Raw genomic sequence first — 14,388 nt, forward strand, 5'->3', positions numbered from 1 at the left:
CACAACTATGCAAGACAACAATCAGACGTTCGAGCAAGACGACGCAAGCGAAGTGGCTGAAACATCACGGCGAGGGTTCCTCAAGGGAATCGGTGTCGTAGCCGGTGGGAGCTTCCTCCAGATGGATGGGTTGGATATCGTTGATGACCCCATCGGATCGTACGATTACCGGGAGTGGGAGGATCTCTACCGTGAGCAATGGGATTGGGATTCGAAAGCCCGCAGTACACACAGCGTCAACTGTACCGGGAGTTGTTCTTGGGAAGTGTACGTCCGTAACGGACAAATCTGGCGGGAGGACCAAGCAGCGGACTACCCGGTGTTTGATGAGGACTCTCCCAACCCCAATCCACGAGGCTGTCAGAAAGGAGCCTGTTACTCGGACTACGTCAATGCGGATCAACGTGTGCTCCACCCGCTGCGTCGGACCGGCGAACGCGGTGAGGGGAAATGGGAGCGGATCAGTTGGGATGAGGCCCTCACCGAGATCGCAGAAGAGGTGATCGATACCGTCCAAGACGAAGAGTACGATGCGATCAGTGCGTTTACTCCCATCCCAGCGATGTCACCGGTTTCGTACGCGAGTGGTACCAGACTGACACGGTTACTTGGAGGGGTTGCTCACTCGTTCTACGACTGGTATTCGGACCTCCCGCCGGGACAGCCGATCACCTGGGGTACCCAGACCGATAATGCCGAGAGCGCCGACTGGTACCACGCGGACTACATAATCGCGTGGGGTTCGAACATCAACGTCACGCGAATCCCCGACGCGAAGTACTTCCTCGACGCAGCGTACAACGGGACGAAACGAGTCGGCGTCTTCACGGACTACTCACAGACGGCGATCCACTGTGACGACTGGCTCAGCCCTGACGCCGGGAGCGACCCGGCACTTGCTCTGGGCATGGCACAGACGATTGTATCGGAGGACATGTATGACGAAGCACACCTGAAAGAGCAGACAGACATGCCGCTGCTCGTCAGAGAAGACACCGGTAAGTTCCTCCGTGCAAGCGAGGTCCCCGGCCTCGATGTCGATGCCGATAGACCCGATCACGTCTTTGTCATGCGAGACGAGGAAGGAGACCTCCGGGTTGCACCGGGTTCACTCGGGATGCGTGACGGGCAACACGATGACTCGGTGAGCATCGAACTCGGATTCGACCCACGGCTGGCTGTCGAGGAAACGATTTCGACCGCGGACGCCGACGAGGTCCGAGTTCGCTCGGTGTGGAATCGTTTGCTCGACGAGCTGTCGAACTACACGCCGGACGTCGTCCACGAGATCACAGCGGTCGGGTCGGAGACCTACCAGGAGGTCGCTCGCGAATTCGCGCAGGCCGATCGCGCGAAGGTTATCCACGGGAAGGGTGTCAACGACTGGTATCACAATGACCTGGGCAACCGAGCGATCCAGTTGCTCGTCACCCTCACGGGGAATCTCGGCCGGAAAGGAACTGGGCTGGATCACTATGTCGGCCAAGAGAAAATCTGGACGTACGAGGGATGGAGTAAATTAAATTCACCCGTTCCGGGTCGCAATGTCCCGACGACACTGTGGACATATTACCATTGTGATGTATTAGCAAACGCCGACCCGGAGACGCGCCAACGCGTGCAGGAGGCCATCGATAACGACTGGATGCCAGTGTATCCCGCGGAACGCGAGGACGGCACCCGGCCGGATCCGCGGGTGATGTTCATCTGGCGAGGCAACTATTTCAACCAAGCAAAGGGGAACGTGGCGGTTGAAGAGCAGCTCTGGCCGAAACTGGACCTCGTCGTGGACATCAATTTCCGCATGGATTCGTCGGCGCTGTATTCGGATATCGTCCTGCCAACGGCCAGTCACTACGAGAAACACGACCTCTCGATGACGGACATGCACAGCTACGTCCATCCGTTTACGCCCGCTGTCGAACCCTTGGGTGAGGCGAAAACCGACTGGCAGATCTTCCGTGAATTAGCCGCCAAGATCCAAGAGCTCGCATCTGAACGCGACGACGTCGAGCCGATCGCGGATCGCCAGTTCGACAGGGAGATCGACCTGGAATCGGTCCACGACGATTACGTACGGAACTGGGAGACGGACGAAGCAAACGCTTTAGAAGACGACAAGGCCGCTGCCGAGTATATCCTCGAAAACTCGGAGGAGACGAACCCGTCCGAGAGCGACGAACAGATCACCTTCGATAGTATAGATGAGCAGCCACAGCGGGTCGCGGCAGTCGGCGACCACTGGACGTCCGATCTCGTCGAAGGTGAACCATACACCCCGTGGCAGCGCTACGTCCAAGATAAAAATCCGTGGCCGACGTTTACCGGCCGCCAGCAGTACTATATCGATCACGACTGGTATCTCGAACTGGGGGAGGAGTTGCCGACGCACAAGGACCCACCGACACTGCAGGACAAGTCCGAGTACCCACTCAATTACACAACGCCACACGGTCGGTGGTCGATCCACTCGACGTGGCGCGATAATGAGAAGATGCTCCGACTGCAACGGGGCGAACCGGTCGTCCACCTGAATCCCGACGATATGGAAGCACGGGGGATTGAAGACGGCGATACGGTTCGGATATACAATGATCTGGGAAGCATCGAGGTGCAAGCAAAGCGGTATCCGAGCGGTGAACCCGGCACAGCGCGAATGTACTTCGCGTGGGAACGGTTCCAGTTCCCTGAGCGAGGGAACTTCAATTCACTCGTGCCGCTGTATATGAAGCCGACACAGCTGATTCAGTACCCGGAAGACACCGGCGAACATCTTGAGTTCCGACCCAATTACTGGGGCCCGACTGGTGTCAACAGTGATGTTCGCGTCGACGTTGAGCACGTTGCAGACGGTCCCGGAGGTGACAACTGATGAGTTCCCACAGTAGTCGTAACGAAACCGTCGATCTCGCGGACGGAGTCGATCATCAAGTCGCAATGGTGATGGACCTGAACAAGTGTATCGGCTGTCAGACCTGCACCATCGCCTGTAAAACGAACTGGACGGACAGCGGTGGCCGCGAGTATATGTATTGGAACAACGTGGAAACCAAACCCGGTGCCGGATATCCGAAGGATTGGGAGGAGTTAGGCGGTGGCTGGGATGACGAGGGAGAGGAACGAACGCCTGGGGAACTCCCTGAGCAGGACGATTACGGCGCGCCGTGGGATTTCAACCACGAACAGATCATGTACGAGGGGAGCGACGAACCGCTCCGACCGATGGACGACGCTGCCGATTGGGCACCAAACTGGGATGAAGATGAGGGCGCTGGCGAATATCCCAACTCGTATTATTTCTACCTCCCCCGGATCTGCAACCACTGTACGCATCCGTCTTGTGTGGAAGCCTGCCCTCGGTCCGCGTTATACAAGCGAGAAGAGGATGGTATCGTCCTCGTCGACCAAGATCGGTGTCGGGGGTACCGCTACTGTGTCGAGGGGTGTCCATACAAGAAAGTCTACTACAACGCGATGAAGAAGAAATCGGAAAAATGCATCTTCTGCTACCCCCGAATCGAGGGCGAGGGTCCGGAAGGTGAGGTACGTGGACCTGCGTGTGCGGAGGACTGTCCGCCACAGCTTCGCATGGTCGGATATCTCGATGACGAAGACGGACCGATCCACAAGCTAGTTAACGAGTATGAAGTCGCCGTGCGGCTACATCCCGAGTTCCGCACGGAGCCGAACGTCTACTACATCCCGCCGTTCGCGCCACCGACGCATACTCAAGCCGGTGAGTCTACCGACGAGGAGCCACCGACGCATACTCAAGCCGGTGAGTCTACCGACGAGGAGCGTATTCCACGGGAGTATCTCGAAGAGCTGTTCGGCCCGCAAGTGCATGACGCACTCGACACAATCAATCGAGAGCGAGAGCGGGTTCGACGCGGCGGCGAGAGTGAACTCATGGAGCTTCTGAACAGTGACAGATCCGAAAAATACCGGTTGGAGGTATTCAATGAAGCGTAACGAGCTCCTGCTGGTCGGTGTACTGGCCACCCTTATCGCTGGGGCAGCAGTACTGCTGCCGCCGATCGCCGAAGCCCAAACTGAAAGCGGAGTCCCGGTCGAATACGTTGACAATACCAACGGACTGGAAACCCCAACCGGAAGTGGTTGGGAGGAGATCCAAACGGCGACACTCCCACTCAGCAGTGCGGGTGCGGATGTCCCCTCCGCCAACGATGTTACTGTCGAGCAGATCCAAGTAAAGGCCGTTCGCACTAACAGCCAGATCCGCATTCGAATGTCGTGGACGGATCCGACACGAGATATGTCCGAATCAAGCGTTCGTGAGTTCGATGATAACGTCGCTATTCAGCTCCCTGCCGATGGGGAAGAAGAACCCCCTATTGCGATGGGCAGCCCGGAGAACCCGGTGAACATCTGGTACTGGTCCGGCAGCGGAAACTCAGAAGAGCTCCTCGCTGGCGGGCCTGGGACTACGACGCCAGTTAATGAAAGCACGCTACGCACCGAACAAGCGTACGAGAACGGCCGGTGGCACGTCATGTTTACTCGACCGCTCGACCCTCGTGGCGACGCCCGGACGACAATTCCACGTGAGGCCACTGATCTCAATATTGCGTTCGCCGTCTGGAATGGGTCGAACATGGAAGTCGCAGGACAGAAGTCAGCCAGCCAGTGGCACCGGTTGGCCGTGAGTTCCGGCCCACCACCCTACGAGAGGTTCCTGTGGGTCGTAGCCGGTGTCATGATCGTCGTTACGACTCTCTTGACCATCGAAGGGATTCGACGGACGGGTGGTGAGTGACCATGGCTGCTGAGGAGTCGCCTGAAATGCTCACGTATCGGCCAGCGACCCTGCCTGAGGGAGTTGCTCCGGAGCCGAGTGCACGAGGGGCGGTATACTCGCTGTGCAGCCGGATTTTCACCGACCCCGACGATGACCTATATACGCTGCTCGCCGATGGGGCAGTAACCGAGGAGTGTCGAGATCTCCTCGATCAAACGACGCTGTCGGTGGACCCTCCGGATCTCACCGTATCTGAGGACCACGAAACGCTATCAGCCAGATTCAACGATCTCTTCGTAATCGGGTACTCCGAGGTCGTCGACAAGACTGATGGCACGATGAATAACCGAGGGCCGCCCGTCTCGCTGTACGAATCCGATTATCGGTCGGAGATCTCGTGGAACGAAGTAAACGTGGATTTAGCTCGTGCCTACGAGTTTTTCGGCTGTGAGGTCGACTCGGAGATTCGCCGCAACCACGATCACCTCAAATTAGAACTCGAGTTCATGAGCTACCTTTGTCGGCGGGAAGCAGCCGTTGATCCCGGGGTCGCCGCCGCCCGTATCGACTTCCACGACCGGCATCTCCGGGTTTTCGCCGATGGGTTGGCGAACGCCGTGGCCGACGAACCGGGTACCGGTCTCTTCGGTCGAGCGGCCGACTTCCTCGATCGGTTTTCGAAGGCCGATATCGAAGAGTTGGCGACACGAGGGGTCGACGCCCCGACCGCCCGAGACGGAGGCGGATCAACCAATGAGTAACGAACCGATGACCGGAACCGACCCATACGGGCATCCAGTTGTGGATCGCCTACGTACCGAGCAGAGTTCAGTAGTTGTCGGGGCGGCGGTGGTCGCCGCCGTGTCAGTTCTCGGACAAACCGGCCTCACGATCGCTGGAAACCTCCCGTTTGACCCGATGTCCGGACTCTCACTCCTCGACGGTCTCTTTTCGATCATCACTCCGCTCAGTTTGTTCGCGGCTGCCGGCGCGATCGCGTTCACCGTCAACAATTCTTTAGTTAAAGTAGGGCTTCTATTCACCGCGGCCTTTGTCATTCTCGGATCGATTTCACCGGCAGCGGGGTTACCGGCCGTCCTCGGTGTCATCATCGGCGGGACCGTCTCACTATTCGGGGCCGTCCAGCGGGAGGTAACCGCCGGGTCCCACCGACAGGTACCGCTCGTAGGTAGTGCGATTCTCGGGATTACCGTTTCGTTAGGCGGGACAGTCGGAGTCGCACCCGGTGGAGCACAGGCGGTCGGCGTCGGTGCCACACTGGTTGCGATCGCGCTGCTCGGCCTTGAGATGCCGGTCGACCGTCCTTCAGTTTCAGTTGGCCTCATCGCCGCTGTAGGCGTCCTTTCGGTTGGGACATGGGCCCCGTTTGTGACTGGCGCGACGCTTCTCGTTGGCTTCTCGATAACGAATATCCCCGTCCTCGTCGTGGCTGTCGCAGTCCTTGGCGGGGTAACAGCTCTCACGTCGGCCGTTCGTAACCGTGTCCCGCTTCCAGTCGCCGGCTGTGTGCTGTGTTTGTTCTCTGGCATCCCCACGACACCTGCAAGTGCAGCCGCGCTGGTGATTGGCCTCACATCGATTATGTGTCGGGAAGCGCTAGCCCACCAGAGAGGTGAGTTTGCATGAGAGATCGCGAAGAGGCTACCGATGGGCCGACGGATCCCCGTGTTCATCCGGAGGAAAGTCCCGGCTTCGGTGAGGAATCCGACGGGTTAGAAGACATCGAGGTAAGCAGGGACGTTACGATTGGGGAGGCGACACCGCGGGAGTTACAAGCGACCGACATATCGCCGCTCGTCGGGACGGAGGCAGCGGAAAAGATCACCGCGCTCAAATCCGAGGACATCGTCGACCGCCGTCGAGCGGCTCTGGCTCTCGGAGAGGAAGAGGCCGCAGATCTCATCCTCGATGCGCTAATCAATATCGGGTTAGCCGACGACGACGCCGATGTAAGGCAGTTCTCGGTAGAATCACTCGGCGATCTCGGCGGCGAGCGTGCCGCTGAGGCCGCCGTGGGGACACTCTCGGACCCGAACCCATGGGTTCGCTCCGAGGCGCTCATCGCGCTTGACAAGATCGATAGAGAACAATACGCGACGACGATCGAGGCATCGCTTGCGGACGAACATCACGCCGTTCGCCGAAACGCCGCTGTATCCTTATTCAAGCTTCGGGGGACCGATACGAAGGAGATCCTATTGTCACAGACACAGGACGACAGTGAGCGTGTCAGAGAGTGGGCTGCACACTTACTCGCGGGAATCCCCGGTGAAGACGTCGAACACCGGCTCCGTGAGATAGCCAACGATGAGTCCGAACCGAAAGTGGTCAGATCGACTGCCGCCCGATCAATCGAAGAGGAACCGGGCGCGTTCCGGCGGCAATTCACTGGCGGTACGGAAGGTGCGACCGGTGGAGACCCCACGAAAAACCGACTGAACAAGAAACCCGATTTCTAATGTCATCGAAAGCCCCGAGCGACGAGGCAGTACAGGACGATGTTGAAGCCAAACTACGGACCGTCCGTGACCCAGAGGCGGACGTCTCGGTCTTCGAGGCCGGGTTAATAGAGAATATCCACACGACAGACGGAACCGTCATCATAGAGGTCGATTTACACGATTTCCCACCACAGGAGGCGGAATCAGTGACAGCCACACTTGTCAAGGCGGCTTCCGAGGTAGAGGGCGTACGACGTGCCCACGTTGAGCAGGTCCCGTCTCGGCCCGACACCGCTGATCGAAAAGCCGGGATCGGTACCGCAGATCGTGTGATTGCTGTCGCCAGTGCCAAAGGCGGCGTTGGAAAGTCGACTATCGCAACCGGGCTTGCTCGGTCCCTCTCCGCGGCCGGCGAATCCGTCGGTCTCTTTGACGCCGATATTCACGGGCCCAACGTCCCGGAACTACTGGAGGTGAGTGGTCCCGTACATTCCGACGATACCGGGAACCCGATACCGGTCGAAAAACGGGGGATCGAGATAATGAGTGTCGGGTTGATGTCCGATTCGGCTCCACTAGCATGGCGCGGGGCGATGGCTCATGACGCACTTTCGGAGTTATTTGACGATACGAGTTGGCACGATCCGGAGACGATTGTTATCGATCTCCCGCCCGGAACGGGGGACATCGCGCTGACAACGTTGGAAGCGGTACCCATCGACGGGGTCGTCTTCGTGACGACTCCGTTTCACGCCGCGGTCTCGGATACGCATCGCTCGCTACAACTGTTCGAGGAGAATGACGTCCCCGTGCTCGGTATCGTCTCGAATATGGGTGAATTCGTTTGCGAGAACTGCGGCGAACCCCACGACCTGTTCAGTGATAGCGATCCGATAGGTGCATTAAATAGACCCATCTTGGCAGAGTTACCGTTCGACGAACAGTTCCAGGAGTTCCCCACGGTTGCAGACGAAGCGTTGCCCGGGGCGTTGCGGTCGCTCGGTGACGCGGTCTCCGAACGATACGAGGAGATCTGGTCCGTAGACACACCGCCCGAGGCGATCGATCTCAGAGGCATGGATGCCGAAACGCGATACGAGGCTATCGAGACTCACTTCTCTGAGGCTAATGCGGGGGAAACACTGTACGTCGTCAGTGATAGAGATCCCTCCCCGTTACAGTCACATCTCATCGATCTGAGTGATAGCGTCGAATCACTTGATCGATTCGAGGTTAAAAAACAGAACCCAGAAACGTGGCTGGTACGCACCGTCTGTCCGTCATAACAATTTCGGGGACCCACGATCCTATATCAAAAAAGATTCCCAAGGTGCGGCCCGATCGACGCACCGATCGCCGTTAACCCGACAGTGACGACCCTCGGGAGGCCGTCACAGTATCGAATCTATTGATCGCTGCCGCGACCGCTTCCGCGGCTCGGCGGGTCGTCGCGTCCCGGTGGATCGCCGCCTGGCGGCCCGCGTCGCTCGGGTTCTTCGGGCTCGTAGACGTACATCGCGTCGTTCGGGTAACTCCGATTACCGCCGCGCCAGCCATCCTCGCAGAGGAGGACGCGGCCGTCGCGCATCGCGTAGACGTTGTCGACGTTGCGCAGCGAATCGTCGACGTCTTTCATGGCCTCCTCGCTGGTGAAGTCGGGCCCGACAACGACCGGCTCCAGTGTCGAGACGTCGTACCGAGGTCCGAGCTCAGCGCGGTAGACGACGCCGCCATCGACGCGGTCGAGTGCGATGTCGCCGCCGTCGTTGGTCGGGCCGGCCAAGTCGTCGTTGAACTCGGAGATGCCGAAGTAGATGTAGTCGCCCGGTTTGGCGCCGTCAACGCTGTCGACGCCCTCGGCCTTGTTGAACTCGATGGAGGCGTCGATCTCCTTGGCCGCGGCGCGCGTCTCGATGAAAGGCACCCGCCGGAGCTCTTCGTCGACGCCGTCCGGACCCCGCTCTTCGCACTGCTCGGCCCACTGCAGAATTTCCTCGTCGGAGACGTAGTTCTGATTGCCGTTTGCGATGACTTCGAGGTCGGCCTGCTTGAGGACCTCCTCGGTGACCTCGTCGCCCTCGGTCCAGTCGGCGTGGCTCTCGAGGTAGTCGGCTTGGGTGACGTCGTCGTACTCGGCGATCCAGGACTCGATCTCTCGGTTCGAGGCGTGTCCCATCGGGAGCCACTCGACTTCGAGGGGAACTTCGGCCGGCGACTTCCCGGAGGCGGCCTCGTCGTTAGTGATCTTCGGCGCGTAGAGTGTCCCCGCAACCTCCATGGGATCACGGTAACTGGAAATTGGCCGGTCGGCGACGAACTTGTAGATGCCCTTGCTGTCGCCGTCGGAGCAGCCGTAGGCAGTCCTCTCGTCGGGCAGGATATCGGGCGCTTCCCACGCCGCCCGGCCCATCACGTAGTATTTGACGGGTTCGAGATCCGCCGGGTCGCCCGTCGGGTTCCGGATGTCGACGTGATAGCCGTAGCGGTACGGGTTGGGATACTCGTCTCCGATCGGTTCGAGTGAGTTCCCGTCGCCGGCCTCGACCGGATCGGCGCCGAGGTAGTAGGCGAGGTGCTCGACGCCGGTCAGGTTCCAGTAGCCTTGGACGTACCAGCCGTCGACCTCGTCGTACTCGTTGACGGCGGTCTGGATCCGCGAGGGGTTCGGTCGGTTCCAGAAGTAGGCCGCTCCCCGTAATCCCTCGCCGTCGCCGGCCTCGACGATATCGCCGATCGTCCCCGTGAGGTTCGCGCGCGGGTGAGCGTAGTTCTCCTCGGAGGACAGCGGCGTGTGCCACGGGCTGAGGTCGCCGTAGCAGTTGATACGGGTCCCCCCGATCTCGCGGAAGGCGTCCGTGTTGACCGTGTTGATCGCGTTTTCGGGATCGGCTTCCCACTCGCCGCCCTCGTTTTGCGAGAGCGGGGTCCGCATGATGTTGCCGGGGCTATTTTCGTCGTTCGTGAAGAGGTACCCCTCGGTCCCGTCATCGTTCGTCGCGACGAAATGGTTGGCATCGGGATTGTACCCCGGGTCACCGTAGGTCGTGCCCGCGAAGTGTTCGGTCGTGACGTCTCGCCCCGTGGGCGTCTGGGTGATCCCCCAGCGTTCGGAGCCGCCGTTGATCGCGTCTCGCTCCTGGATCAGATACTCGAAGTCGCTGTCGGCGGCGAAGACCCCGTCCTGTTGTTCCTCGACCGGCGCCGGCGACTCGGTGAAGTCGTCGTTCCGTCCGTCGAACGAGAACCGGAACCCCTTGTAGTAACCGACCCCAGCCTTGTCGTACGGTTCGGGGTTGTCGCGACTCGGGTGCTGGACGCTGATCAGAACCGACCCGTCCTCGAAGACGAACGGCCCGGTCATCTCCGCGCCGAAGGCAGTCGTCGAGAACCGTTTGAGGTCACCGACGACACTCGGTGCCCCCGTAGTCTGCGTGTCACCGTCGTCCGTCGAGTCCGTGGGGTTGTACCCCCGGTAACTATCCTCCGCTCCACTTGTGACACCCGTGACGCCCGCGCCGACAAGGGTGGCGATGGAGGCCTTCATCAGGTGCCGCTTGGATTTATCAACCATCCGACTACGAAACCACATACCAGCGTAAAACCTGTTTATAATAGGTTAACAGTCCTGTGCAGAGTGTTTATAATCCCTATATAGGAGACCGAACTGAGACGACTCGGAACGGGCTCCTCCCCTGCGATTTTGTCGATGTTCCAGTATCCCGTCCGTCAGAAACGCGCCGCCCCTCCGAGATGAGCGTTTTTCCGGTGGTGGCCGTCAACCTAACCGTTTCGTACGTCTCGCCGAGAACCGGTTACCCCGTCTTTCTCAGAGATCGGTCTCCACGTCGTTGATCTCGGTGACGTTCCGGCGGATGTTCGTCGCTCGCTTTTGAACTCGCGAGACGTACCGCTCGATCTTCCCGGGCTGGACGCCCATGAACGAGCCGACCCACTGGCGATCCGCGTACGGCTGCGTGAGGAGATACGCCGCAAGCGTGTCCCGGCCGGCCTGAATGATGATCGGCGGGACGCCTCGATCACCGGTACCCGCCTCCTCGAAGCCGTTGACGTCAAAGTAGATGTCTGCGTAGAGCTCGGCGATGTCGGCATCGGAGAACTCGATCCCCTCGTGGCGTGGCGCCTCAAACCGGTAGCCTCCGCCGTCCAGTTCGGCGATGCGAACGTCCATGATATACTGCCGGTGGGTCCCGATCGACTTCCCGTCGATCCGTTCTGTCGAGGCCATACGCGTGGCTCCGGCGCGGTCATCAATAAACCTCGGTAATAGTTATCAATAGCCGTTGGGAGTCCCCTACTCGGGCACGTAGCCATCCGGAAAGCCATTGAGGCGTGCAACAGAACGGCCTCGCAGAAACGACTCGAAGGCGTCCACGAAGTCGAAGCCTACGCGGTGGGCCGTTAAGGCGTATAACACGGGAGTCGGCGCTGTGAACCGGTCGAAGGGGTTGGACCAACCACGGCCTGTCAACTCGGACGGCGCGGAGCTCGCAGTTATTTCCGACCACGCCGGGAACGGAGTTCAGATCACTATACCGCTCTATACCACTCAATATCGGTTCCAAGTAACGATTATGGTGATACCACCCGCATACCCAGTCGTGACCGATCACAGCGCTCAACCGGACCACCGGATCGCGTTCGTCTGTGTCCAAAACGCAGGACGGAGCCAGATGGCGGCGGCGTTCGCAGAGCGGGAACGTGACGAGCGTGACGCGGGCGATCGAATCGAGATCATCACCGGCGGGACACAGCCCGCCGACCACGTTCACGATGTCGTCGTTGAGGCGATGCGTGAACTGACCACCGAACTCGGCGACCGAACCCCGCGGGAAGTGACGCCCGACGAGCTACAGGCGGTCGATCTGGTCGTCACGATGGGTTGTTCGGCGTCGGACGTCTGCCCGGCGACGTGGAACGGCGAGAGCCGCGATTGGGGACTCGACGATCCACACGGTCAGTCTCTCGGGGACGTGCGCGATATCCGCGACGAGATCGAGGATCGTGTCGTCGCCCTGTTCGATGAACTCCTGTCGAAAACTGCGGCCGCGGAGTGACACGGATGCGGAATAACTCAGTCGACGACCGACCGACGCCAGCAGGCCCCTACCGAACTCCCAACCGGATCATGACCGAAGCGGAATCCGACGACGACGCAGCGAAGCTCGACGGACTGCCCGTCGAGCGGGCGGCTGCCAGCGTCACTGTTGACGAGGCAAATTCCGACGAGATTCGGGAGACACTCGCGATCGTCGCACGGGACGGCGTCGTCCGCCGGGCGGCCGTCGATGACGCGGTCGCGAACGCGTCGATGGTAGCGACGACCGCCGAGACACGGGTAGAGCTCGCGGGCGAAAAGCTGGACAGCGCACGAGAGGCGGCCGCTCCGGTCTCAGGCCGAGACCTCGTGTCGGCACGCGTCGACACCTTCGACGCCCGTCTCGACGCTATCGAGGACCGCGCGGACGAACTCGGTGACGCCATACAGGAGGCACTCGCCATGAAGGCGGGCGGCGACCTCTTCGAGATTGCCCGACGGATCAGACGGGTGACGAGCGCTGCTACCGAGATCCAACGTGCCGCCGATGACCTCCAGTTCGAGCTCGACTCGTTCGAGGAGTGGCTCACCGACGCTGATCGCCGCGTCGAGGAACTCACCGCCGACCTCGATGCGCTCGCGGAGTCAGTGGGCGAACTCGACGACGTCGCCGAAACCCTCGCTGTCGACGACCGCGATCCAGGGAGCGAGACGGCACGCACGTGGGCTGCAGCGATGGTTCGGCACCGTGTCGCGTCGTTGATGATAGCGGATCTCCGGGCGGAACTGGCGGCGCTTCGAACGTGGGCCGAGCGTGACGGTGGTGCTCCGCCGTCGGACATCGAGCCCCGGCTCGACGAGATTCAGGCCAGTCACGACGCCGTCGGAGCACAGCTCACCGCGAACGCCGACCCCAAGTGGACCGCCCGGTTCGACGACCAGCTGACAGCGCTCGACGAGGCGCTCGAAGCGATGGAACCGCCGGTCGCGTGGACCGAGGTCGAAGCCGTCGTCGAAGAACACCGCCCCGCGATCGAGTAGCGAACGCCGTCCCCGAAGCGACAGCAATTGGTCGTCTGCCACGGACCGTCAGAGATCGATGTTTTCGGTGCGGATCGCGGTTCTCGCAGCGATGTCGGCCACGTAGCGACCGCAATCAGCCGCCCGTCGCAGGTGAGAGAGCGCGTTCGACAGAGCGACGGCCGCGGGCACCGACCCCGAAACGGATTCGTCGTATAAACGTCGCTCGACCGACTCAATACCCTCGACGGCGTCGTCACATTGATCCCTCGCCCGTCGTGCCTTCGTCATGTCACTGTCGAGAACGGCGGTTACCGCGTCATCGACGGCGCCCGCGATATCGTCGGCCACGGAGCACACGTTCGCAGCCACCGCGTCTGCGGGCGCCTCGGGGAGTTTTTCTCCGGTGGTCGCGATCCGAACAGCCTGATCGGCGGCGGTTTCCAGACGACGGGCGAGAGCGTAGTAGGCGAACAGCTCGGGCCGGGAGACACCCAGCGCGTCGAGCTCGGCGTGCGAGACCAGTGACCGCGAGAAGTGCCGCGTGACCATCTCCGCGGAACGGCGCGCTTCGTCAGCACGGTCTCGGATTCTCGCGAGTGTGTCAGCACCGTCAACGAACGCGGCCGTCGCGTCGCGGAGGAGCGAAACAACCACGTACTGGAGCTGTACGATCGACTGGTAGACGGAGACGGACGACGTGTCCAAGAGGTGTCTGATCGTAATCTCCGCATCCGATTCACTGAGAATATTCGTCCCGACGAGGTCCCGAACCGTCGACTGTACGGCTTTGCGCTCCGCGTCGGAGAACGCACCCGTCCGGCGCAGCGTTATCGTCTCGAACCCGACCGCATGGGCCGTTCGGACGGCACGCGTGACGGCTTCGGTACCACCCTCGTCGATAGCGACCGTTGCTTCGTCCAGACAGTTGACGTCCGCGTCCGAGGACCGGATGAGGATCGACCCGTCACGATGCGTGTACAACTGCAGTTCCATGCCGACCTCGAAGCCGTGGTTCGTCGCCCATCCCTTCGGAATCGAGACGGTGAACGTGCCGCCGCCGACCTCCTGTAGCTTTCTGGTCTCCATGG

General features: G+C 60.6%; 12 protein-coding genes. 9 read left to right on the top strand and 3 right to left on the bottom strand.

Annotated elements, in window-relative coordinates; translation table 11 throughout:
* Positions 1–7: 7 nt before the first annotated feature.
* The 7 genes from FGL94_RS13945 to FGL94_RS13975 are packed head-to-tail and all read left to right on the top strand — an operon-like array spanning position 8 to position 8,507.
* Positions 8–2,872, top strand: a complete 2,865-nt coding sequence (locus tag FGL94_RS13945) for a nitrate reductase subunit alpha (RefSeq protein ID WP_144926517.1) — start codon at positions 8–10, stop codon at positions 2,870–2,872.
* The gene (gene narH, locus FGL94_RS13950) at positions 2,872–3,972 is read left to right on the top strand and encodes a nitrate reductase subunit beta (protein WP_144926520.1); all 1,101 of its coding nucleotides are present in this window, start codon (positions 2,872–2,874) and stop codon (positions 3,970–3,972) included. Before FGL94_RS13945 ends, narH begins: the two co-directional genes overlap by 1 nt.
* Positions 3,962–4,777: an ethylbenzene dehydrogenase-related protein gene (locus FGL94_RS13955; RefSeq protein WP_144926524.1), complete on the top strand. Its 816-nt coding sequence runs from the start codon at positions 3,962–3,964 to the stop codon at positions 4,775–4,777. Before narH ends, FGL94_RS13955 begins: the two co-directional genes overlap by 11 nt.
* 2 nt (positions 4,778–4,779) lie before the next feature.
* Positions 4,780–5,520, top strand: a complete 741-nt coding sequence (locus tag FGL94_RS13960) for a molecular chaperone TorD family protein (RefSeq protein ID WP_144926527.1) — start codon at positions 4,780–4,782, stop codon at positions 5,518–5,520.
* Positions 5,513–6,406 carry a hypothetical protein gene (locus FGL94_RS13965; protein ID WP_144926530.1) on the top strand — a complete coding sequence of 298 codons (894 nt, stop codon included), beginning with the start codon at positions 5,513–5,515 and terminating at the stop codon, positions 6,404–6,406. Before FGL94_RS13960 ends, FGL94_RS13965 begins: the two co-directional genes overlap by 8 nt.
* The gene (locus tag FGL94_RS13970) at positions 6,403–7,239 is read left to right on the top strand and encodes a HEAT repeat domain-containing protein (RefSeq protein WP_144926533.1); all 837 of its coding nucleotides are present in this window, start codon (positions 6,403–6,405) and stop codon (positions 7,237–7,239) included. The genes FGL94_RS13965 and FGL94_RS13970 overlap by 4 nt, the downstream gene beginning before the upstream one ends.
* Positions 7,239–8,507 (top strand): P-loop NTPase, encoded by a 1,269-nt coding sequence (locus tag FGL94_RS13975; RefSeq protein ID WP_144926536.1) that lies wholly within the window; start codon positions 7,239–7,241, stop codon positions 8,505–8,507. The genes FGL94_RS13970 and FGL94_RS13975 overlap by 1 nt, the downstream gene beginning before the upstream one ends.
* Positions 8,508–8,626: 119 nt before the next feature.
* On the opposite strand, the gene FGL94_RS13980 is transcribed toward FGL94_RS13975, so the two are convergent.
* Together FGL94_RS13980 and FGL94_RS13985 are read right to left on the bottom strand one after the other, a co-directional pair.
* On the bottom strand, positions 8,627–10,792 hold the full coding sequence (locus FGL94_RS13980) for an alkaline phosphatase PhoX (RefSeq protein WP_144926539.1): 2,166 nt from the start codon (positions 10,790–10,792) through the stop codon (positions 8,627–8,629).
* Between the two features lie 255 nt (positions 10,793–11,047).
* Entirely contained in the window at positions 11,048–11,467 is a 420-nt protein-coding gene (locus FGL94_RS13985; protein ID WP_144926542.1) for a hypothetical protein, read from the bottom strand.
* A 373-nt stretch (positions 11,468–11,840) separates the two neighbouring features.
* Here FGL94_RS13985 and FGL94_RS13990 point away from each other — a divergent pair, with 373 nt between their 5' ends.
* Both FGL94_RS13990 and FGL94_RS13995 read left to right on the top strand, forming a co-directional pair.
* Complete coding sequence (locus FGL94_RS13990; protein WP_277752630.1) at positions 11,841–12,296, top strand: arsenate-mycothiol transferase ArsC; 456 nt, start codon at positions 11,841–11,843, stop codon at positions 12,294–12,296.
* A 71-nt stretch (positions 12,297–12,367) separates the two neighbouring features.
* Positions 12,368–13,318 (top strand): halo transducer protein, encoded by a 951-nt coding sequence (locus FGL94_RS13995; protein WP_144926994.1) that lies wholly within the window; start codon positions 12,368–12,370, stop codon positions 13,316–13,318.
* A gap of 48 nt (positions 13,319–13,366) precedes the next feature.
* On the opposite strand, the gene FGL94_RS14000 is transcribed toward FGL94_RS13995, so the two are convergent.
* Positions 13,367–14,386: a phosphate signaling complex PhoU family protein gene (locus FGL94_RS14000; protein WP_144926548.1), complete on the bottom strand. Its 1,020-nt coding sequence runs from the start codon at positions 14,384–14,386 to the stop codon at positions 13,367–13,369.
* Positions 14,387–14,388: the final 2 nt, after the last annotated feature.

It is taken from the genome of Halorubrum salsamenti, from assembly GCF_007671685.1.
In the GTDB taxonomy this organism is placed as follows: domain Archaea; phylum Halobacteriota; class Halobacteria; order Halobacteriales; family Haloferacaceae; genus Halorubrum; species Halorubrum salsamenti.